At 50.4% G+C, this 23279-nt stretch carries 16 protein-coding genes; 10 read left to right on the forward strand and 6 right to left on the reverse strand.

What is annotated here, in order from left to right:
* Positions 1-43 precede the first annotated feature (43 nt).
* From E4L36_RS01980 to E4L36_RS01995, 4 genes are all read left to right on the forward strand, one after another.
* The gene (locus E4L36_RS01980) at positions 44-2356 is read left to right on the forward strand and encodes an MMPL family transporter (RefSeq protein WP_136678821.1); all 2313 of its coding nucleotides are present in this window, start codon (positions 44-46) and stop codon (positions 2354-2356) included.
* A complete protein-coding gene (locus E4L36_RS01985; RefSeq protein WP_127692973.1) occupies positions 2353-3150 on the forward strand; it encodes an outer membrane lipoprotein-sorting protein in 798 nt (265 codons plus the stop codon). The genes E4L36_RS01980 and E4L36_RS01985 overlap by 4 nt, the downstream gene beginning before the upstream one ends.
* On the forward strand, positions 3151-4356 hold the full coding sequence (locus E4L36_RS01990) for a hypothetical protein (protein ID WP_136678823.1): 1206 nt from the start codon (positions 3151-3153) through the stop codon (positions 4354-4356).
* A 149-nt stretch (positions 4357-4505) separates the two neighbouring features.
* Entirely contained in the window at positions 4506-5060 is a 555-nt protein-coding gene (locus E4L36_RS01995; protein WP_136678824.1) for a GbsR/MarR family transcriptional regulator, read from the forward strand.
* Between the two features lie 197 nt (positions 5061-5257).
* Here the strand turns inward: E4L36_RS01995 and E4L36_RS02000 are convergent, their stop codons facing one another.
* Positions 5258-6850: a tetratricopeptide repeat protein gene (locus tag E4L36_RS02000; protein ID WP_136678826.1), complete on the reverse strand. Its 1593-nt coding sequence runs from the start codon at positions 6848-6850 to the stop codon at positions 5258-5260.
* A gap of 271 nt (positions 6851-7121) precedes the next feature.
* Between E4L36_RS02000 and E4L36_RS02005 the strand changes: the two genes are divergently transcribed.
* Positions 7122-7664, forward strand: coding sequence for an isochorismatase family protein (locus E4L36_RS02005; RefSeq protein ID WP_136678828.1), 543 nt, complete (start codon positions 7122-7124; stop codon positions 7662-7664).
* Positions 7654-8634: a helix-turn-helix domain-containing protein gene (locus E4L36_RS02010; RefSeq protein ID WP_136678830.1), complete on the forward strand. Its 981-nt coding sequence runs from the start codon at positions 7654-7656 to the stop codon at positions 8632-8634. Before E4L36_RS02005 ends, E4L36_RS02010 begins: the two co-directional genes overlap by 11 nt.
* Positions 8635-8649: 15 nt before the next feature.
* Here the strand turns inward: E4L36_RS02010 and E4L36_RS02015 are convergent, their stop codons facing one another.
* The gene (locus E4L36_RS02015; protein ID WP_136678832.1) at positions 8650-10119 is read right to left on the reverse strand and encodes a S41 family peptidase; all 1470 of its coding nucleotides are present in this window, start codon (positions 10117-10119) and stop codon (positions 8650-8652) included.
* A 96-nt stretch (positions 10120-10215) separates the two neighbouring features.
* Positions 10216-11442, reverse strand: coding sequence for an AraC family transcriptional regulator (locus tag E4L36_RS17955; RefSeq protein WP_240770667.1), 1227 nt, complete (start codon positions 11440-11442; stop codon positions 10216-10218).
* A 311-nt stretch (positions 11443-11753) separates the two neighbouring features.
* Here E4L36_RS17955 and E4L36_RS02025 point away from each other — a divergent pair, with 311 nt between their 5' ends.
* Positions 11754-12383: a cold shock and DUF1294 domain-containing protein gene (locus E4L36_RS02025; protein ID WP_136678837.1), complete on the forward strand. Its 630-nt coding sequence runs from the start codon at positions 11754-11756 to the stop codon at positions 12381-12383.
* Between the two features lie 80 nt (positions 12384-12463).
* Here E4L36_RS02025 and E4L36_RS02030 read toward each other — a convergent pair whose 3' ends face one another.
* Positions 12464-13525, reverse strand: a complete 1062-nt coding sequence (locus E4L36_RS02030; RefSeq protein ID WP_136678839.1) for a PLP-dependent cysteine synthase family protein — start codon at positions 13523-13525, stop codon at positions 12464-12466.
* A 140-nt stretch (positions 13526-13665) separates the two neighbouring features.
* On the opposite strand from E4L36_RS02030, the gene E4L36_RS02035 reads away from it, so the two are divergent.
* Positions 13666-14124: an Lrp/AsnC family transcriptional regulator gene (locus tag E4L36_RS02035; protein ID WP_136678841.1), complete on the forward strand. Its 459-nt coding sequence runs from the start codon at positions 13666-13668 to the stop codon at positions 14122-14124.
* Between the two features lie 120 nt (positions 14125-14244).
* Here the strand turns inward: E4L36_RS02035 and E4L36_RS02040 are convergent, their stop codons facing one another.
* Complete coding sequence (locus tag E4L36_RS02040) at positions 14245-17943, reverse strand: AAA family ATPase (protein ID WP_136678843.1); 3699 nt, start codon at positions 17941-17943, stop codon at positions 14245-14247.
* Positions 17940-19367 (reverse strand): exonuclease subunit SbcD, encoded by a 1428-nt coding sequence (sbcD, locus tag E4L36_RS02045; RefSeq protein ID WP_240770657.1) that lies wholly within the window; start codon positions 19365-19367, stop codon positions 17940-17942. The genes E4L36_RS02040 and sbcD overlap by 4 nt, the downstream gene beginning before the upstream one ends.
* A gap of 292 nt (positions 19368-19659) precedes the next feature.
* On the opposite strand from sbcD, the gene E4L36_RS02050 reads away from it, so the two are divergent.
* Positions 19660-21540 carry an alkaline phosphatase PhoX gene (locus E4L36_RS02050; protein ID WP_206064483.1) on the forward strand — a complete coding sequence of 627 codons (1881 nt, stop codon included), beginning with the start codon at positions 19660-19662 and terminating at the stop codon, positions 21538-21540.
* Between the two features lie 93 nt (positions 21541-21633).
* The gene (locus E4L36_RS02055) at positions 21634-23271 is read left to right on the forward strand and encodes a hypothetical protein (RefSeq protein WP_136678845.1); all 1638 of its coding nucleotides are present in this window, start codon (positions 21634-21636) and stop codon (positions 23269-23271) included.
* The last annotated feature ends 8 nt before the right edge of the window (positions 23272-23279 follow it).

Here is a 23279-nt window from a genome sequence, read left to right on the forward strand (position 1 = left end):
TCCTTGCCGAGCACCCAAGCAGGATGAATCAATGGAGATTTTTATGAGGGAGCGCATCTATCACTTTGCACTCAACCACCCCATTATCGTTTCTCTTTTCAGCTTGTTGCTGATCGTTGCAGCCGCAGCGGGAGGGAAAAATTTGGTGTTCAAGAGTGACTACCGCGTGTTCTTTAGTGAGGAGAACCCGCAACTAACGGCTTTCGAGTCGATGCAAAAGGTTTACAGCAAAAGCGATAACGTCGCATTTGTTGTGTCTGCCAAATCAGGCGACCTTTTCACTCCAGAGCACCTTGCCGCAATCCATAGCTTAACCGAAAGCGCTTGGCAGATTCCCTACTCTAACCGAGTTGACTCAATCACCAATTATCAACATACCGTCGCCGAGGAGGATGACCTAATTGTTGAGGATTTGGTGCTAGAAACCGAAGACCTGCCCAATGCCGATATGGCAAAGCTTAAAGCGATCGCTACCAATGAGCCATTGCTGGTTAATAAGATCGTATCTCCTGACGGCTCTGTAGCAATCGTCAATGTCACTGTGCAACTACCTGGCATCAACCCTGTTGAGGAAGTGCCAGAGATTATGAGCAAAGTGTATGAGATACGCGATGCGTTTGTACCGAATAATCCCGACTTAGAACTGCGCCTTTCGGGCATGGTGGTGATGAACAACACTTTCGCTCAGTCCTCCCAAGACGACGCCATGACGCTCATCCCGCTGATGTTCGCCATGGTAGTACTGAGCATGATTTTTTTGCTGAAAACCATCAGCGGCACGTTAGCGACCGTTGTAATCATTATCACAACAATTGCCGCAACGATGGGGCTTGCCGGTTGGAGCGGCATCTTCTTAACCGGACCAACCGCCAGTGTTCCCACCATGGTCCTTACGCTTGCAGTGGCAGATTGTGTTCATATTCTCACAACTTGCTTTTATGAGATGCGCCACGGAGCCACGAAAAAGAACGCGCTTGAGACTAGCCTGCGTATCAACTTTGGCCCAATTTTCCTCACCAGTATCACAACCGCTATCGGCTTCTTGAGCATGAACTTCTCAGACTCACCGCCATTCCGCGACCTCGGTAACATGGTAGCAGCAGGTGTTATGATCGCCTTTGTGCTCTCCATCACGCTCTTCCCAGCCCTACTGATGTTGCTACCGATTAAGGTTAAGCAGCGAGAAGAGGGACACTCGGACAAGCTCGACTACCTCGCAGATTTTGTTATCAGCAAGCGCAAAGTTTTGCTCCCGGGTATGGCTGCTGTCATCATCGGCTTGTTACTGTTTGTGCCTCAAAATGAGCTAAATGACGACTTCGTAAAATACTTCGATACGTCTGTGCCATTCCGCCAAGCGACTGATTACATGCAAGATAATCTGTCGGGGATGACCACCATGGAGATCTCCATTGACGCGGGCGCATCCAGTGCCATTAATGAACCCGAATTTTTGCATGCCACAGAAGCATTTAGCGAGTGGCTACGTCAACAACCGGAAACTGATCACGTCAACACGCTGACCGACACCATCAAACGCCTAAATAAAAACATGCATGGCGATGATGAGTCTTACTACCGCCTGCCGGAATCTCGGGAATTATCTGCCCAATACCTGCTGCTGTACGAGATGTCGCTGCCCTACGGCCTCGATCTCAACAACCAGTTGAACGTTGATAAATCATCTCTGCGTATCGTGGGTACCTTTGAGAACATCACCAGTAACGATCAGATCTTGCTAGAAGAGCGTATCTACGCCTGGTTTGCCGAGAACGCTCCCCAGTACCAAGTCCATGTGGCCAGCCCAAGTTTAATGTTCGCTCACATCGGTAAACGCAACATCGAAAGTATGTTGTGGGGTATTACCTTAGCGCTCATCCTGATCTCAGCGCTGCTGGGTGTCGCACTCAAATCGGTGCGCTATGGCTTCATCAGCCTGCTGCCAAACCTTGCACCTGCGGCGATGGGTTTTGGTCTTTGGTACTTTATCGATGGCCAAGTGGGCCTAGCGCTCTCGGTTGTGGCAGGCATGACGCTGGGTATTGTGGTTGATGATACCGTGCACTTCCTGAGCAAGTATCGCTATGCCCAAACTCACCGTGGCAAAGACCCTGTCGAGGCGGTGCGCTACGCTTTTGCGAGCGTTGGTCGCGCGCTTTGGATTACCACACTGGTGCTCGTCTTTGGCTTTATGGTACTGGCACAATCCAGCTTTAAAGTGAACGCGGATATGGGCTTACTCACCGCCATCACTATCTTTATCGCGCTGGTCGTTGACTTCCTATTCCTCCCACCGCTGCTAATGCTGCTGGATAAAGGCAGCCGCAACAAACAAAACTCTGGAGCAAACGCATGAACTTGGCTATGACATCTCTATCAACGTTGATGGCTACCCTTCTCGTTGCAACGCCATTGATGGCACAAACAGACGCACAAGCTGAAAAAGGTCTAACGATCTCGAAAGAATCAAAAGCGCGTGATGAGGGCTGGGGGGATATGCAGGCCGACATGCTCATGGTACTGCGCAACAGCCAAGGCGAAGAGAGTATCCGCGAAATTCGCCTCAAATCCCTCGAAGTCGATAACGACGGCGACAAAAGCCTCAGTATTTTCGATAAGCCGCTGGATGTAAAAGGTACCGCATTTCTGAGCTTCTCCCACCCAGTCGGCGCCGATGACCAATGGCTCTACTTGCCCGCGCTCAAGCGAGTGAAGCGTATTGCATCGCGCAATAAGTCGGGCCCATTTATGGGTTCCGAGTTCTCTTATGAAGACCTTGCATCCTTCGAGATCGAGAAATACACCTACAAGTACATCAAAGATGAAGCGTGCGGCGATGATACCTGCTTCGTGGTAGAGCAGTATCCCGTTGATAAATACTCAGGCTACACCCGCCGTGTGGTCTGGATTGATCAATCAGAGTACCGCCTGCAGAAAGCGGTCTTCTACGATCGTAAAGATGCGCTACTCAAAACTTTGACCTACCATGATTATCAGCAGTACCTTGATAAATACTGGCGCGCTGACCTGATGAAGATGGTGAACCACCAAACAAACAAAAGCACCGACCTAAAGTGGAACAACTACCAGTTTAAAACAGGCCTAAGCGATAGTGATTTCAATAAGAACACGCTAAAAAGAGCACGATAAATGGAACGATCTACGCCTAAACGTCTCGCTGCGCTGTGCTTTTGCACCGCGCTAGCGGGTTCTGCCTACGCGCTTGAAATGGATGCCACCGGCAAGGTGACACTTGAGGGGCGCGCCTTCTTTGATGATGGCGCCTACCCCGAGCAGAGCCAAAACAGCAACCTCTCGGTAACGATCGAGCCCGATCTCTACTGGGAAACTGACGACCGCAACCACACCTTCTACTTCAAGCCTTTTTTGCGCCTTGATCAGCACGATGACGAGCGCACCCACGCTGATATTCGCGAGCTCAGTTGGACCTACTACCAAGGCGATTGGGAGCTGCGTGCCGGTTTAAGAAAGGTGTTTTGGGGCGTCACGGAGTTCCAGCACCTGGTAGATGTGATCAACCAAACCGATGGTGTTGAGGATATCGACAACGAGGAGAAGCTCGGCCAACCGATGATCAACCTTTCGTTGGTGCGCGATTGGGGTATCTTTGATCTTTACCTACTACCGGGCTTCAGAGAGCGCACCTTCGCAGGCGCAGATGGCCGCCTAAGAGGTCCATTGGTGGTCGCAACGAATGAAGCGGAATATGAGTCAGCTGCCGGTGATCATCATACAGATGTTGCTGTGCGCTGGAGCCATACCATTGATGCTTATGATATCGGCGCGCATATTTTCCACGGAACCAACCGCGACCCGATTCTCTCGCCGCGAGTCATCAACGGCCAAACCGTGCTCGTGCCCTACTACGAGCAGATGACACAATTTGGCGTTGATCTGCAAGCAACGCTGGATAGCTGGCTTTGGAAAGCTGAAGTTCTATGGCGCGACACCGACCGCGAAGACTACTGGGCCACACAAGCGGGATTTGAGTACACCTTTTATGGCATCAACGAGTCTGACGCCGACCTCGGCGTACTGCTCGAATACGGTTGGGATGAGCGCGGCACCGATGCCACCAGCCCATTCCAAAACGATCTCTCTTTAGGTGCTCGCCTCACCCTGAACGATGCACAAAGCAGCGAGCTGCTTGCCGGTATCATCTATGATCTGGACTACGACAGCACCACCTTCCAAATCGAAGCGAGCCGACGGCTGGGCGCACAGTGGAAAGTCAGTCTGGACTTACGGTACTTTGACGCTAACGACACTCGCGACCCATTAACCGCCTTCAATGATGATAGCCACATACAGCTGACTATTGAGCGCTACTTCTAATGCCGCTGGTTTCACATCTAAAAACACACTAACAAAAGGCCCGTACGACATCTAACGGGCCTTTTCTTTGCTCCCTATCAACATGATTCCCCATTAGTTGTGTTAGAATCTTCAGAAACTTACATTTAATCATAAGTAAGATCTTGACGATGGAATTGACGCCTCAACTTGAAGCTTTTGTTTTTCATTTCGGTGAAATGGGTAGCCGCTGGGGCTTCAACCGCACCGTTGGCCAGATGTACGCCCTAATGGTCATCAGCCCTGAGCCACTAAACGCCAACCAGATCTCTGAAGCACTCAGTGTTTCACGCGGCAACGTCAGTATGGGCATTAAAGAGCTCCAATCTTGGCAGCTCATCCAACAACACCACATCCCCGGCGACCGCAAAGAGTACTTCTCGCCAAAAGGCTCCATCTGGGAGATGGCCAGCACAGTATTTGAAGAGCGCCGCAAACGCGAGGTAGACCCAACTCTGCAACTGTTGCGCGGTGCACTCGACACCCCACCTAAAGACGCCGCAGAATCTTATGCTCAAGAGCGTATGCAAGAGATCCATGATCTACTCGAAAGCGTGACTGAGTGGGCGGGTGAGCTACAACAGATGGACCCTGAAAAACTGCGCACCCTGATGAGACTGGGCGCAGGCGTTACCAAAGTGCTCTCGCTTAAAGAACAGCTGCTCGGTAAAGGCGATAAGAGCTAGTAGTTAGGCCGCACCGATCCACTTGGCTATGCCTTATAAGCAGGTATAGCCAAGTACATATCTCCCCATTTTTCGACAGACAAAGCTCTCTTCCTACCCAACGAAGCTTAACTCACAGACCTTGTACATCAGGGTAGCCCACACCATCTGATGACACACCTGCCAACAACCATCCGGCAAATACTGACAGACAAAACCTAGCCAAAAAAAGTGAGCGTATTATGTTTCGACCTCGCTGGTAGGCGCTCGCCAATTGCCTCCAACTCCTGTTCGAGCTTGTCGACATCTTGATGATTTTCGAAGAAGTCAACAAACGCATTAATTTGTTGTTTTTTCTCACCTTCAAAACGTGAAAGATAGTATCTAATCTCATCAAATGACCAAAATAGACCTCCGTAGAAATCGACATTTTTGATTGCAGATATCACTGCAGTAATTGGTGCTTTATTGATAATAAACAGGAGAAGCTGCATGACTGGATACTGCGGTTTGCCTTTTTGTAACGCGTCTAACGCTTCATTGATAAAGCTATGAGTCTGTTCGAGATCTCCAATGAGTAGGCTTATTTCTGCTTTGCTACATAAAGCGCTCACAACTATATTCTGAATTTCCTCATTGCTGCTGGATTTGAACTGGTCGATCAGTCGCTTGTATGTGGCAATGGCTTCACCGGCTTGAGCGGGCGACTTCTGGCTGTAAGCAACACCGAGATTGACTAACGCTGCGGCAACTACAGCCTGAATATCCTCATAGGTGCTTGTTTCGAACCGTTCGATCAGCTGCTTGCACGCAGCAATCGCTTTATCGGTTTGAGGGGGTGACGATGAGCTGTACGAAAACCCTAGATTGAGCAAAGCTCGAGCCACTGTAGTTTGAACGTCTTCTTCAGTATTTTCTTTGAATTGTTTGATAAGATTTTGGAGTGTTTCGACCTCTAGAGACTCTTCTGGTGGGGATAATTTCCCATAACAGAAAGCTTTGTTGAACAACGTAGTGGCTATAAAAGAGTCTGAATTTTCAGGATAACCTAAAGCTCTATCCAAAGACTGTATAGTTTGTTTGAAATCTTGGTTAGTATAGTCTGAAATTGCTTTGTTAAACCAGTCTTCTGCGGTGTAATCGGCTTCAGGCTTATCTATGGTCCGCTCTTTTTGTTTTTGTATTTCGTGCTCTTCTTCCGGTGTATAGTGATCTTTTAATTGAATTAGCTCACCAACGGCAGCCTCTCCATCTTGCTGAATGTTGTTAAGAATCTGTGAGGCTTCACGCTTAATTTGTTTAAGAATGATTGCTTTTTCTTTTTCAAGCTCCTCTATCGTTTGTTCACGAAGCGCTTCAGCTTGTTCCTGAATATGCTCCAGGGCGGTATTTCTCGCTTCTGCCAATGCAGAGCTGCGCACTGAGATCGCAAATGCTACTGCAAGGAATGTAAATAAGACTGCAAACCCGCCACCAATCCAGGCCGTGATTACACCAAAGCGATCAACTTGAGCGCTGATATCACCAATACGTTCATTCTGCTGACTAACCTGTTTGGATAAATTTTCATCTATCTTAGTCAAGCTGATTTCAGCATGGATAAGTGATTGGGAAAGCTGATCAATCTTGTCTGGGTTTTGCTGATTCGCCTCGAGCAGAACCAGCCGTTTTTCAAGCTCAATACGATCTTGTTGTATCCAGCTTGAGTTTACCTTAGGCTGCTGTAGCTCAGTTTCAGCTGAAGTAAGCGCGGAATTTAAAGAAGTGAGTGTGAGTAGCAGCAATGCTACCAAAGGCGCAAAGTGTTTCATCGTCTATCCATGGCGATAAGTCATTGATCTCAGAGTAACGGTTCAGGCTATGAATGTGAATAATGGAGTTATCTCGACTTCAGGTACGGCCAGTACGCGAAGCAAGCACCGGCGCTGCTATACACCCCGTGTTCAACATTCAGCCATTTACATTGGTGTACTTACCACCTATGTCCGCTTCTGTCCTATTTTAGACCGAGAGCTATCTCATCTTCCGTATTGATCTTTGGAACACTATCACTAACTTAATCAGTGATAGAGGGAACAGGCGATGACGGCTACCGCATTACTCGTAATTGATGTGCAAGAGTCCTTTAAGCATCGAGATTACTGGAACGAAGCATACTTCGCGCAATATCAAGCAAAGCAGAACCAGCTTATCAGCCATGCTCGCCAGAAAGGATGGCAGGTGATTTTTGTACTACATAACGAGGAGAGTGGTGTTTTTTCTCCGGCGTCCGGTTACGTCCGTTTAATGGACTTTCTTGATAAACAGGCAGATGATCTGGTGTTTAATAAACATGTGCATAATGCACTGCTAGAAAGCGGCTTACACGAACACTTACAGGCACAGCAGATCACTAAACTAATCATCAGCGGGATTCGCACCGAGCAGTGTTGTGAGACCACCGCACGGGTTGGTAGTGACTTAGGATACGAGATTGAATTTGTTGTGGATGCCACCCTCACCTTTCCAATGCATGACCCTTTCACTCAGCAAGAGGTCGGCGTTGAAGAGATTAAGCAGCGCACGTGTCTGGTGTTGAATAAGCGCTTTGCAACCATTCGTAGGACGGAGGAGTATGCAGACTAAGCGGCGTCGGATCTATCTGTTGGTGTTGCCCAGAGTTCATCTGCTTGATCTGGCAGCACCAGCACAAATTTTTGCCCACCCAGCTCTAGAAGACACCCTAGAGCTGCATTACATCTCGCCCACGCCGGATGTGTGCTCGAAGCAAGGGCTACATCTGGCGCGGTTGGAGCCATTGCCTGCGGCCGTCCATCCAGACGATTGGTTGCTGCTGATTGGTACTAGCCGCCTTGATCGGCACCTTCATGAGGCGGCTTATCAGCAAGCGATTAGTTGGTTAGCAGATGCTGGAATGCAATGCGGTCTGTTGGCTGGGATCTGCTCCGGTACGATGCTTGCTGGTAAGGCGGGGCTTTTAGATGGCAAACGCTGCACAACACACCATGATTTAACTCGTACGCTGGGTCAGGTTGCACCTAAGGCGCTCGTACAGGAGGACTGTATCTTTGTCGCCGATGGGCATATCTGGACCAGTGCAGGTATTACCACCGGTTTGGACTTGTGCTTACAACTGGTCGCCGAGCATTGGGGCCAGAACAGCGCGCTCACCATTGCCAGAGAGATGGTGCTTTACCAACGCCGTTCAGGAAACGAACCGCAGCTCAGCTTTTGGCTACAGCACCGCAACCATACCCAGTCACGCATCCACACCGTGCAAGACTTGATTATGCAAGCTCCCGGGCAAGATTGGAAAATCGCTCAGCTCGCCGAGATCGTTTACCTCAGTGAGCGGCACCTGCGGCGCCTATTCACCGAAGCTACCGGCTTTAGCGTACAGCAATACCTTCAACAGGCCCGGGTGGAGCTCGCCCGCCAGTTGCTAGAGCAAACTAGCTTTTCGCTGGATATTGTTGCTGAGCGCTGCGGTTTTGCAGCAGAACGAAGCCTGCGCCGCGCGTGGGAGCAATGGATGGACGGCACGCCCAGCAGTTATCGCAAAGCCTTTACCCAAGCAGATTACAACCCACACTGAGCCGCTGCGCGACTGTCACAGCTGACCCGTAAGCAGTGCGTAGGCGGTTTCGATTCCGAGATCCTCTTCAGCTTGGCGTTGTGCGCGATCAAGATAAGGCACCTCAATATCCACCGCTACACCTTGGTGCTCTAACCACTCACCTGCTGGGGTGTAGTAAAATTCATTGGATAACGTAAACACGATGCCACTGGGCAAACGCTTTTCTAAGGCGTCAGAGAACTCCCCTTGTGTGCTTTCCCCTATCAGGGTGACGTTCGGTAAAGCGCGCATCCCTACTGTAAACACCTCGGCAGCACTGGCGGTGGTGTTGCTGGTAAGCAGCACAATAGGTTGATGATAGGTGATGTTGGCGGGTAAAACGCGCACCTCTTTCAAGGCCGTTTTGCTCGCACCTAAACGCGCCTGCTTAGAGAACATCAGTTGCTCGTTTTGAATAAAGTACGAGAACAGCTTCATGCTAGCATAGTCGTTACCGCCAACGTTGCTGCGGATATCGACTATCAAGCCGGCGGTGTCGCTCATGTCAGATAGCACCGTTTGCATCGCTTGCTCTATCGCGGCCAGTTCAGAAGCAGGAAACTCATCTCCTGCGGCGAAATCCTGCATACCACTGATCTCTAGATAACCAATATTGCCTTGCTTGAACCAATTAATGTTGCCATTGGCCGCGGAATTCACCTCGCTCTCGGCATAGCTGGTAATGATTTCAGCACTCAGTTCAAGTTGTTCGCCCACATACGTATTTATAGTCTCGATGTCCGCATCCGAAAGCGGTTCGGCGATGTTGTACTGTGTAATCGCCTCTTGCACCAAGGTGCTGATAAAGCTCGGCTTGTTCTCAAAGCTCACCTCTTGCCCATCAGAAGAGGTAATGGCGATATGCCCGTCCTTGAGTGGCTGCACTGATTGATAAAGCACATCTAAAAACGCAGCTTGCGTCATTGCGTCCTGCAAGTTCGCCAGTGCTTGTTGGCGGACACTGTACCAGTCCACACCTTTTAGCTCGAAAGAGAGGTAATAGTCGCTGAAAGTTTGCCAGAATATCTCATAATCTGAGAACCAATCTTGCTGATAACCCGCCTCACCTGTTTGGACAGACGGCGTTTTGCAGAGCTCAGGTAAGCCTGCGATGGGTTGAAAGCGCAAACTCGGTGCATGAAACGTAGGAGTTCCGTCTTCGATAAGCGCCAAAATACCATCGGTACCGAGATCGAAGAAGCGTTCAAAGTCCTCCTCGTCAACGTCATCTAGACGCTCGTTCACTAAGCAGCTTGCCTGTGTGTAATCGTAAAAAGTGATATGGGTATTGTCGATCCAAGCGATTTTTCCATACCCTGCTGCTTGCCAAAATCCGTTAAGTGGATTGCCCGAGCCCGTGGCAGAATCCGTCGAATGACTTGATCCGCCTCCGCATCCAGATAGCAAACTAACAACCGCTCCCGCGATAAGAACAGATCGGCCAATATGAGTAAGTAGGTTCATTCCATGCCTCAAACACGCTATTTGTTTAAAGGTGAAATTATCTTTACTTACAGTGAGTTAGTCGTCTTGTCCGGCAGGATAGGACACCCAAAAAGGCTATTTTAGGTGTTCTTTTTTATACTGGCTTGGCGTCACACCGGCATGTTTCTTAAACGCCGTATAGAAGGCAGATTTGGAGTTGAACCCTGCGGCCATCGCAACTTCAATCACCGTTAGCGCAGCCTCTTTGTCTAACAACAAAGCTTGAGCCGCTTGGGTTCGGTAGCTGTTAATGAAGTCAAAAAAATTATTACCGGTTTGCTCGTTAATCGCCTGCGAAACATAGTGAGGAGGCAAGCAAAGTAGATCAGCCAGCTCCGTGAGTGTGAGCTGAGGCTCAAGGTAGAGCTGCCGCTGTTCAACCTGTTGTCTTATCTCCCTGATCAGTTGCCCGCTCATCTCAGCATCAACAGCCGACTTTGCATACTTAGATTCAACAACCATGGCTGGGGTTGCTTCTTCCGTCGGCTCTGGCTGAAGATCGCTGCTCGCTGATACTGGCTCTGATGGATTCCGCGCTTTAAAAATCTCAGGCTGCTGCAAGCCTCGATACCCCATCAGGTAGATCAGCAACAGCATAGAGAAGCCAAGCACGTGCTCCATCCAGCCTCTTAACAAGGTTTCAGTCACCACATACAGTAGATAGATCGTCAACAAAGAGATCAGCAAACGCTTTAACCAACTCAAGTTGATCTGCTCTATCTCAGAATAGTTATTCAAGATTGATATCGAGTACCGCTTTAAATGCCATATCGACAGGCCAAGATAGATGGCAATACTTGCGAATGCGAGTACGGTTTCAAAGTCATCCAATAACCACGCAATTACTAACTGGCTGTAGCTCAGGCCGTGCGAGTTGGCACTGCCATCAAGCACGATAGGATCAAGCCCGATAATCAGCTGTTGTGTGTCCTGCGGTAGCATCAACAAAGACCATGCCACCACGATATGTAGCAAACCGGGCAAAAAATGCAGCTGCTGCCGCCGTGAAAGTTGGCTTGGCGAGGGCCGCGTTAGCTCAATGCAGTAAAGGAAGATCAGCGGGCCATAGAAAAACTCTTTCGGCCACAACAAGGTTGTGATGACCGGCCACTGCGCTGAAATACCCGCGGTGTCTGTAGCATAGTCTACTAATGCAAGGCTAAAAAGCAGCGTTAGCAGGCAAAGATATCGGTTGGCTTGATGATCACCCAGCTTAGAACGATACAGCAGTAGCGTAAGGAAAAAACCTTGGCTGGCAGCAATAATGTAAAGCACAGCAAGCGCTGATTGCAGAAGATCCATCACGTTATAAAAGTTCTAGTTAGCGGCCAAGGTTTAGGTGACATCCATTATCGGCAGCCATGATAAAACGCTTCAACCAGCTCTGCTAGCCCCATTTACGAACGTAGGCACCTCCCTTTTTAAGTAGGATGGTTCACTCACAGCCCCCGCTTTCGCTGAATCACGCCAAAGGGCGCGTGGGCGTAGTGGCGAATATGCTAGACTATCGCACTTTGTGAGCAGCCACTGTTGGAAATGCAGCTGATACAGGCTGCCCCACTTTATCTCGTCATAACACGCGCCCGACTGGGCGAAACACCAAGGATGATAGCTTGAAATATCAGGGAAAACTGACCCACTGGAACGATGACAAAGGCTTTGGTTTCGTCGAGCCTAACGGCGGCGGAGAACGCTCTTTTGTCCATATCAAATCCTTCAAAAAGCGCTCGCGAAGGCCTATAGAGGGCGATCTAATCGTCTATCAGCAAGTGAAGGACGCAAAAGGTAAATTCAAAGCGGTGAACACCATGCTCATCGCAGATAGAAAAGCCGGTTTAGACACACCTAAAAAGCGCAGCAAAACCGGCGCTCCAAGTAAGTTTGTGGCATCCATTGCACCTGTTTTCTATTGTGTCTTACTCGGTGCCGTGTTGTTTAGGCTAATACCGATTGAGGTTTTATACCTTTATCTTGCAACGGGCTTGGTGACCTTTTTACTCTATGCGAAGGATAAATCAGCAGCGCAAGCAGGAGGCTGGCGCACGCCAGAGAGCCAGTTGCACCTACTGAGTTTGATTGGTGGCTGGCCAGGCGCTTATTACGCGCAGCAAACCCTTCGGCATAAGTCCGCAAAAAGGGAATTTCGACAAGTGTATTGGGCCACGGTGGTCATCAATATCGCCGCGTTTGCATGGTTATTCACCCAACAGGGTCGCCAGTTACTGGCGGGCCTACTCGCTTAGATGCTCGCCAACGTCTCGGCAGCTATTGATGTGCAGTGCTCTCTCGCGCTGCACAAAATGCCTGACCTTTTAGCAAGTTATCATTTCAATAGCATGCTGTTTAAGCGTGCTTGATAATCACCTAGCTGCGGGAACTGTTCGGCCACCCATGCAGGGTTATGATAAGTATCCATATAACGCTGCCCGCCATCACAGATTAATGTCACTAGCGAACCTTGCTGTCTTGCCGCTCTCATCTTGATCGCCAGCGTTAACATGCCCCACAGATTGGTTCCGGTTGATGCACCGGCACGAATCCCCGTTTGCTGCTCTAACCAACGCAGTGCTGCGATGGATGCAGCGTCTGGGACTTTGTGCATTTGATCGATCACCTCCGGCATAAACGACGCTTCCACCTGAGGACGTCCAATTCCCTCGATTTTACTACCGCACGCCAGCGTCAGCGATCGATCTTTGCTACGCCATGCATCAAAAAAGACTGAGTTATCAGGGTCCACAACATGCAACTGCGTAGCAAAACCTTTGTAGCGGATATAGCGACCTAGTGTTGCTGAAGTGCCGCCCGTGCCTGCGCTCATCACAATAGCAGAGGGAATGGCGTGCGGCTCGTTCTGCATCTGTCGAAAGATACTTTCAGCAATGTTGTTATTACCTCGCCAGTCGGTAGCGCGTTCTGCAAAGCGGAACTGATCCATAAAGTAACCGTGGGTATGCTTAGCCAGCGCGACCGACTCAGCATGCATCTGCGTTGGACAGTCGACAAAATGGCAGCGTCCGCCATAGAACTCCACCTGTGCAATCTTAGACTGAGCAGTTTTGCGCGGCATCACCGCGATAAAAGGCAGGCCCAGCATTCGGGCAAAGTACGCCTCTGATACAGCTGTACTGCCAGAAGACGCCTCTATCACGGTCGTGCCCTCTTTGATGTGCCCGTTACACAGGGCATATAAAAAGAGTGAGCGGGCCAGCCGGTGTTTTAAGCTACCCGTTGGGTGGGTGCTCTCATCTTTCAGGTACAGATCGATTCCAGCCAGCTCTGGCACATTGAGCTTAATCAGATGCGTATCAGCTGAGCGTTGCGTATCGGCCTGAATCTGCTGCACGGCCCATGCTACCCAGCTACGCGCGCTGCTGTCTGTCATCGTCTCTCTCCTGTTTCAATACCCGTGATCTAATAGACACAGTGTCGCGGTTTTACCGGAGAATTAGTTTTCTTTCTGATAGCAAAAACGGCATATTTATAGAATAATTTTCCAACTCAAACACCAATAAGAGAATAAATATGCTCGATAGCATCGATAAGCGCATTCTTGATCTCTTGCAGCGGGATTGTACCCTCTCGGTGAGCGATATTGCAGAACAGGTAAACCTCTCCACCACTCCATGCTGGAAACGCATCCGTAAGTTAGAGACCGAAGGCTATATTAAGGCTCGGGTGGCCTTGCTCAATAGCCGCAAATTAGGTGCGGGTGTCTCGGTATTTGTGCATATCAAAACGAAGCACCATGATGCTCAATGGTTGACACAATTTGCCGAAACGCTGCAGCAGTTTGATGAGATTATGGAGTGCTACCGCATGGCTGGCGAGTGGGATTACCTGCTGCGCGTTGCCACCAGAGATATCGAATCCTTTGATCACTTCTACAAGCAGTTGATCAGCGCCGTGGATGGCCTGGCCGATGTAACCTCTAGCTTCGCGATGGAGGAGATAAAATACACCACCCGCTTACCGCTAAAGTAAGTGTTGGGCGCTACCTCCATGTAGCTAACTCTATAGACAACATCAGCCGATGTTTATTTAGATGTTTCCCATATGCCTATAAAACCAATGGTTATAGCAACCAAGAGTTATAGCAGCCGGCTAAGCCGCTGCGATAGCAAACTGATCCGCCAAGCGGCTCACGCCTAGTCCACTCATTTTAGTGACCTCTATTTGCGTGGGGATGCGCTCTTTCATCGCATCAACATGGCTGATTACACCCACCATCTTGCCCGATGCATTGAGGTTATCGAGTGCATCAAGCGCGGTATCGAGCGTTTCCGCATCGAGCGTGCCGAAGCCCTCATCTAAAAAGAGCGAGTCAATCCGCGTTTTCTGGGAAACCAGATCCGACAGAGCCAACGCCAATGCAAGGCTCACCAAGAAGCTCTCACCGCCTGACAGCGTGCGCGTGTCTCGCACAGCATCCGCCTGCCACGTATCCACCACCCGAAGCTCCAACGAATCTCCCTCACGACGCTCTAACTGGTAGCGTGCATGGAGGCGCTGTAAACGCTTGTTGGCGAGATAAACCAGATGATCGAGTGTTAACCCCTGTGCAAAGCGGCGGAACTTATCTCCTTTACTCGAGCCAATCATGCCATTGAGGTGGCTCAGCAGGTCTTCCTCTTTTGCAAGCGCATCACGCGATGCGAGTAACGTATGCTGCTTTTCTCGGCGGCTTCGGTCATCGCTTAGCTGGCGATCAAGCTGGCCTATCTGTAGCAGCAGCTCGCGCATCTGTACCTCATGCTCAGCCAGTGCTTGCGCCACCGCAGCCTGCTCGGTCTCGGCATACTGGTTCGCGTGGCCAGTTGCCTCATGCTGCTGAGTATCAGCGGTGACTTGCGCTAACCGATCTTGCGCTATTTGCAGGCTATCGCTGAGCTGCTTAAGTTTACTCTCGAGCTGATCACGCTCGGTATGATCAAGCAAGGCTGCTTGAAAGGCTTGATCATCAGCGAACGGGCTCTGTGCCAGCAAACGCTGCCACACCTCGGCAGCCTCGGTGGCTGACTCGCTAAGTAGCGCTATCTGCTCTGCCTTTGCACTCACTTTACCTTGAATGCTGGCACGTTGCGCATTCAGCTCATTAGCCTGCTCTTGTATCTGTTTCTTTTGTATTTCAACAGTTTGTAGCGCCGCCTGCAAGCGCTCTCTCACCTGTTCTACCGAGTCATCGCTGAAAAGCTGTTGGCGCTGCTCGCGGTTTTTTGTGATCTCGCTGTGAGTGCTCTGTAGTAGTGATTGCGCCTTATCGAGTGACGCATTCAGCTCTTTCTCGCGCACTTTCGCATGCTGCTCATCGCGCACTAATAGGTCGATCTCACCCTGCAAGGTCGTGATTTTTTGTCCGTTTTGCTGCCAGCGCTCACAGGCCTCTACTTGCGCTGCAAGCCATGTTTCGATCGGCTCTAAGCTGGGTGCTATCTCACCAAGCAGCTCGTGCAGTGCTGTGTCTAGCTCGGTGAGTTCACGAGTCACTTGAGCCTGTTGTGCTTGCTCATCCGTTAACTGCTGCTGGCTTTGGGCAAGCTTACCAGATAGCAGTTTATAGTCGGCGTGTAACTGGTTTAGTACCGCTGTAGCGCTCGTAAGCTCGGTATTTGCAGCGTGTAGCTGCATGTTGAGTGATCGGATCTGCTCAATTTGCTGCCGCTGTGTTTGGCGGGCCGTGCTAGCCGCCTCCAACGCTTGTGCAAGCGCTGCGGTATCCGTGATAGCCAGCACCTCATCGAGCTGCACCATCGACGCCTGCCATGTTTGCTCCAGCGTAGCGATCTCTTGGCTGATGCGGTTTTGCTGCTCAGCCAAGTGTTTAGATCGCTCTTGAAGCGCTTCTCTCTTGGCCGTCAGCGGCTGCGATTGTGCGTGAATCGCATCACATTGCTGCTGCATGGCATCGCGGCGTTGCTGCGTGCTGTCGGTATCCAGCGCTTGATATTGCTCCACCAGCGGGTGCTCAGTTGAGCCGCAGAGCGGGCAAGCGGTATCTGGTTGCAGGTTACGCCGTTCAGCTTCGAGGCTGGCGATATGGCGCTCCTGCTGCAGCAGTTTGTCTAAATCTCTAAGATGATCTCTGCTCTCTTTAAACTGCTTACGCAACGCTTCTAGCTCGGCTTCGTTATGCTCGCGCTCGTTCTGCAGCGCAACGTGGCTCACTTGGTTGTTATGCTGCTCTGTTACCTGTTGCAGGTAACGCTGCTGAGTATCCGGTAAAGCTCCGAGCAGGGCATGGCGCTCCACCAGCACTTGGTAATCAGCCTCCCACTGTGCCAGTGTTTTATTGGCAAGTAATGTGGTGAGCTGAGTGTTTAGATCATTATGACTTTGCCGCAATGACTGTTGGTTTTCTTCAGCGGTTTTGACGCCAGCAGTTACTTGTTTAAGCTCTTCGTTATGATGCTCAACTGCTTTAGACAAACCATTTAAGTTATTGTTTATATTACTCAATAATTGTTTACGGTCTTGAGATCGCTCCACAAGCGTTTGAGCTTTGGGTAGCTTTGCCTGTAGCGCTTCGCAGTAGGCTAATGCCTCTTGAGCTGTTTCTAGCTGTTGTAGTTCACCACGTTTTTTCACCACCTGCTGGGTAATTTCTGCTGCCTTTAACGCACTTTGATTGGCGCTATCTTGCAACTCGGCAACGCTGGCGCCCTGCTCCTCTTGCAGATTCGCCAAGTGGTTAAACTGATGATCCAGCGGCAGCACCTTTTCTTGAATCAGTTGCTCAGTTTTTTGCTGCTCTGCCTGCTGCTGATTCACAGCATCACTCACCTGCTGAAGTTGTGTTTGCATGTTTTGATGCTGCTGGTCGCACGCAGCAAGTTGAGTATTGAGCATCTGAGCTTGTTGCTGTGCTTGGTGCAGCTCGCTATCCGCTTTTTGATGGGTGTTAAAAGCATCACGCAGCGGCTCAGCCTGCTTGGCAAGCGCTAGGCGCTGGCGCGTTGTGTTGGCCTGTTGGCTCTGCTCTTGTGCTTTTATTAGATTAGCCTGCGCCTCTTGTGCACGCGCGGCCAGCTTTTGTTGCTCGGTCCACCAGTGCTGGTGAGCCTCTAATTGAGTAACCGTTTGCTTGAGCGATTCTTCCCTTTCATGCAGCGCAGTGAGAGAGGCTTCTAGCTCGGCGCGCTGTTCAACACTGAGCAGCTCCACCGCATCAAGCTGCGCATTTAATTGCGCTAGCTGGTTTTTCGTTTCGCTGTGGGTTTGGTGCACCTTTTCCGAGATTAAGCTGTAGATCTCGGTACCCGTGAGCTCTTCTAGCAGCTCAGCCCGCTCGTTCGCGGAGGCATTAAGAAACGCAGCAAACTGCCCCTGGGAGAGCAACATCGATTTGGTAAAGCGCGCAAAATCTAACCCACTGATCGACTCAATCAGCTCGTTTTTACGCTTCACTTGGCTGGCAAGAATTTCTCCCTCTTCTGCCTGCTCACCCGCTAACTTTGCTAGCTCGACCTTTGCCTCTTGTAAATTACCGTCTGCTCGATCACGCGAGCGGCGCTGACTCCAGAATGCACGGTAGCGCTGTTGTTTAATCTCGAATACAACTTCTGCCAACGACTCTGCGGTGCCCCGTGTCATCAGTTGGTTACTCGTTTTCGAGATGGTATCGATCCTTGGCGTGCGGTGATAAAGTGCTAAACAGATCGCGTCTAGGATGGTGGTTTTGCCGGCACCGGTCGGGCCTGTGATCGCAAACAGGCCGCTATCAACAAAAGGGGCGGCCGCAAAGTTGATCTTCCACTCACCCTTTAAGCTGTTGAGGTTTTTAAAACGTAACGACAAAATCTTCATACGTTATCTCCCCCGGCAAACAAGTCCACTTGGTTCTGGCTCTCATCTGCCGCAGGTTTTGCGCTATTGCTGCGCCGTTTGGGCTTGGTGGGTGGCTCGCTGGGCAGCTCTGCCAAGGGAAACAGGTCACCCTCAAGTTCAGCAACCAAAGACTCAGCAGGTGCTGCTGGCTTTTTGGTGGGACGCGTGACGACAATCCCTGTCTCCTCCAGCACCGCCTCAACAACCTGTTCGAAGCGCGCGGTTAGCTCCGTTTCAAGAGGCGTGCCTACAAGCTCAGGTTCTAACGCCAAACGCCGTGCAAAGACATCAAAGGGGCTAAGTTCTGCGAGGGTTTCGTTCTCTTCCTGCTGTATCCCTGCACGAGTCGTGTTGCTGAGGCGCTTTACTTGCAGAATCTCAAGCGGGAGGCCTTCGATCATCGTTTCGATACGTTGCTGTAAATCGCTAACATATTGATCACTGCTCACTTCAATACAGAGCCAAACTGGCAACGCTTCAGAGCCTTGACGGCTGGCCTCTTTGAGTTGAGCGGGCAAACTTTCAAGGTTACCCCGCACTATTGCCATCGGCTGAAAACGCGGGACGTTAATCGGCTCAATCGCGATGGACTCGCTTTCTGAGAACGTCACTTGTACCACTTGCTTGGTGCTTTTTAGCTCATCAAACGCCAGAGGTATTGGCGAGCCGCAGTAGCGGATATGCTCGGTGCCTCCCACCTTTTGCGGCCGATGGATATGGCCTAGTGCAATGTAATCCGCCGGTGGAAATTCAGAAGAGGGAAACGCTTCAAGTGTGCCGATATAGACATCGCGCACGGCATCACTAGTTTTAACGCCCAGCGCCGTCAGATGGCCGGTGGCGATAATGGGTACAGCCTTACCTAATTGATCCCGCTGCCGACACGCCGCCGCGTAGATCGCTTGGTAATGCGCAGTAATCGCCTGCCCTAGTGCTTGGCTTTTTTCTGTAGCGGAAAGATCAGCTAGGCTGCTCATCACATCGCGGGGCCGTAAAAAAGGTATCGCACAGAGCAGCGCCCCCACGGTTTGATCTTTGTTATATAAAGGAATGATTTGTTGATCTGGCGTTTCATCAGGCGCGGCCACCACATGGGTATTGAGGTATCCCAGCACGCCTTTTGACTCATTCAGCATCGCCACCGAATCGTGATTACCTGCTAAAACCACCAACTGACAGCCGCAGTTATTTAGCTTAGCCACGCAGTCATAATAAATTTCACGCGCATAGCTAGGCGGTGTGCCAGTATCAAATAGATCACCTGCAATCACAACCGCATTGATCTGGTTTTGCTCGACTAAGTTGACCAACCAATCGATAAACCGGCGGTGCTCTTGGGCACGATTTTTAGTGAAGAAGTGTTGTCCTAAGTGCCAATCGGAGGTGTGTAGGATTCGCATCATAAAATTTGCAGAGGCCTATCAGTTGCCGCATATAGAGGCTGTCTACCATACCAGATTTCCACGTTCGATAGATGGATCTTCAGTGTGCGTTTAGGAACACGCCAAAATCAGCTATCTCTCACGTCTATGCAGAGTATCTTCCCTCGCTTAGCGAAAAAGCTCTTCGAGTTTCGTTCGCAAGTCATTCTTTTCCAAAGTGAAACATTCACGTCATCTAACTTTCATCTTAACTTTCCATAATGCGCCGCGTGGGAACCTTATAACCAATTTTAACCTCCTGCATGGAAGAACCATGATGAAAAAGAAGCTACTAACTGTTGCGATCGGTTCTGCGGTTGCATTGACAATTGCGGGCTGCAACAGCTCTTCAAAATCAACAGATACAGACACAAACAAGCTATTGCCAAAGGATGCGAAAATCGCGTTTGCAGGTGTTAAAGCGCCGGTAACTGACGCCGAGAAGCGTGCTATTCTGGCGTCGGATGCGACGATCACCACTGGCTCAGATTCAATGCCACTAGACCTTGAGTACAACGTCTTTGCTCGTTCTGGTGACACATTTGACCATGCAGTATTTGGCCAGTTGGTTGATAAGCAGGGTAACCCACTTTCTAAGGAAGATGGTTCTCCAAGCATTGCGAACTCCAACGAATTCACATCCTTGCTGCCACGTGGTGAGCGCCTCTTCTCGGTTTCTCAGTTTGAGAGCCGCCCAGGTGCTATGTTCTTGATGGAACTGAACCAAAACACAGAAAACGGTGAGCTGAGCGTAAAAGATGCGTGGCAGATCGACCAATCTGGCGTCAACGGTGGTTGGGTTCACTGTGCAGGTTCTGTTACGCCTTGGAGCACACACCTAGCATCTGAAGAGTACGAGCCGAATGCTCGTAACCTAGTCACCGGTGCTGATGCTGCAGCTAATCGCTATGCGGCAGGCTTCCTCGATTACTTCAACGGTGATGAGTCTCAATGGAACCCATACCAAGTGGGTTGGAACATTGAAGTTGATGTACAAGCAGATAGCGGTGCTGCGCCAACTGCAACGTCTAAAAAGCACTATGCGATGGGCCGATTGGCATTTGAGCTATCCTACGTGATGCCAGATGAAAAAACCGTTTACATGACTGACGATGGCACCAACGTAGGTCTGTATATGTTTGTTGCAGATAAAGCAGGTGACCTATCCGCTGGTACGCTGTACGCCATGAAGTGGAACCAAACAGCATCGACAGGCGTAGGCGCTGCAGACCTTGACTGGATCGACCTTGGCCACGCTACAAGCGCTGAGCTGTCTGACTACATTGAAGGCGCTAACCAACTCGCGTTTACTGACATTTTCGCGACAGCTGATGCTAACGAAGATAACAGCTGCCCAGAGGGTTTCACCTCGATCAACGCAGGTGGCAACGGCCAAGAGTGTCTGCAAGTAAAGCCGGGCATGGAAAAAGCCGCTTCACGCATGGAAACACGCCGCTACGCTGCCATGATGGGTGCAACAACTGAGCTACGTAAAGAAGAAGGTATTACCTTCGACCCAACACGCAGCAAGCTGTACCTCGCGATGTCTGAAGTCGCACGTGGCTTTGAGAGCTTCAAAAAGAACGGTGCAGATAGCAGCAGCTACGACCTAGGCGGCCCTAACCACATTCAACTGGAAGGCTTTAACCGCTGTGGCGCTGTTTACCAGCTAGACGTCGCGTCTGACGCAACGATCGGCTCATCTTATGTTGCGAAAAACATGTCTGCTCTGGTTGCCGGTGTACCGGCAACAGATAGCTACGGTGACGGCGTACAAAACCCTATCGTTGCAAACAGTGCAGACTATGCTGACAACAACAAGTGTCACATCGACGGCATCTCTAACCCAGATAACGTCACTTACATGTCTGGCTGGGATATCCTAATCATCGGCGAAGATACAGGTTCTGGTCACCAGAACGACGTGATCTGGGCATATGATTTCGGCACCCAAGCGCTAACACGCATTCAAACAACACCTTACGGTTCTGAAACGACATCTCCTTACTGGTACCCGAATATCAACGGTTGGGGTTACCTAACGAGTGTTGTTCAACACCCATATGGTGAGTCTGATTCAGACAAAGACACTGGCAACGGTGAGAACCGTGCTTACACAGGTTACGTAGGTCCTTTCCCAGCGAAAGCTGAATAAGCCCGACCTGACGTTACCGAAGGGGAGCACAATGTGCTCCCCTTTTCTGCGTTATCCGTTCTGCTCGATCTGTTGTGTACTAAGAGTCCAAGCATGAAATACCTATCCTCTCTGATACTAAGTGGCGTTGTTGCCTACACACCCTTAACGCTGGCACTCGATCAGGAAAACCCGGTCGCCTATATCCCCGCCCAGTGTTACACCAACCCGGTGAATGAGATCACAGGCCAAGTAGCAAACCCCTGCTACACCTGCCACACCGATAGCCGACGCCCCAACTATATTGATGACGGCGAAATCCAAACGTTGTTTTCATTCACCGAAGCTGCGCTCGTTAATAACTGGAAAAACTATTTTAAAGGCTTCTCAACTCGGGCCAGCGATATCTCTAATCAGGCGATTTTAGACTACGTCAGAGAGAACAATTACTTTAACCAAGCGGGCCAGAACCTGATTGCCAAACGCATACTGACACACCTAGCCGAATACGATAGCAACAATAATGGCCAGTGGGATGGCTACATTCCCGACATCTACTACCAGTTCGATAACGAAGGCTTCGACCGCACACCGACGCACGGTTACACCGGCTGGCGCGCATTTGCTTACTACCCTTTCCCAGGTGGCTTTATGCCCACCAATGGTTCAACAGATGACGTGATCATTCGCCTACCTGTTGCCTTCCAACAAGATACCAACGGCAAGTTTGACCTAGAGATCTACAAAACTAACCTAGCTATTGTTGAGGCGCTGATCAAAGAGAAAGATATCCCGATCACTGCCACTGATGAGAAGCGCCTTGAGGTAGATCTCGACAAAGATGGCACGCTGGGCACAGCGCAGATCATTCGCTACGACTGGGCACCGCGCGAGGGCGGCATGATGAGCTATGTCGGCAAAGCGAAAGTACTGCTTACCAGCGGCAAACAGCATCTTGCCGCTGGCCTTTATCCGGTGGGAACGGAGTTTATCCATTCGGTGCGCTATCTGGATATCGATAGCCAACAACGCGTGCAAATGGCGCCACGGATGAAAGAGCTGCGCTATGCGCGCAAAACATTTTGGGTGAACTACTTCCAACACGATCGTATCGCAGCCAAAGAGCTGAAGGAGCGCCACGACTTTCCTGATCGTATCAAACAGGTGATTGGCTCAGCAGAGGCCGGTGTTCGCGTCCCGCAAGGTTGGGTATATCAGGGGTTTATTGAAGACCAAACCGGTGCGCTGCGTCCGCAAAGTTATGAAGAGCATGTATTCTGCACCGGCTGTCACTCCGGCATTGGGGTCATTACCGATACCACGTTTGCCTTTAAGCGTAAGCTCGATAGCGACCAATTCCAACAAGGCTGGTATCACTGGACACAAAAGTCGTTTACCGGTGTTCCTGAACCACGCCGTGAAAGCGATGGCGAGTACGAGTACAGCTTCTACCTGAAACATAACCCAACCGGTGATGAGTATCGCTCCAATATGGAGGTAAAAGACAAGTTCTTCGACTTCTATGGCGAGCCAAAACCAGAGGCTTTTGCGGCACTTCATGAGGACATCTCTGAATTGCTACTGCCCTCGCCCGCTCGCGCATTAGAGCTAAACAAAGCCTACAAGGCCCTTGTCGAAGAGCAGTCTTATGTGAAAGGCCGCGAATCGATGCTAGTGGGCGAAGGCGTTATTCATCGTCAGGTGGAGTTAGACCAGAAAACGGGTATCGAAACACCCTTACAGTTCCACTAAACCTCCTT

The organism is Neptunomonas sp. XY-337 (assembly GCF_004959845.1).
GTDB classification, from domain to species: Bacteria; Pseudomonadota; Gammaproteobacteria; order Pseudomonadales; family Balneatricaceae; genus Neptunomonas; species Neptunomonas marina.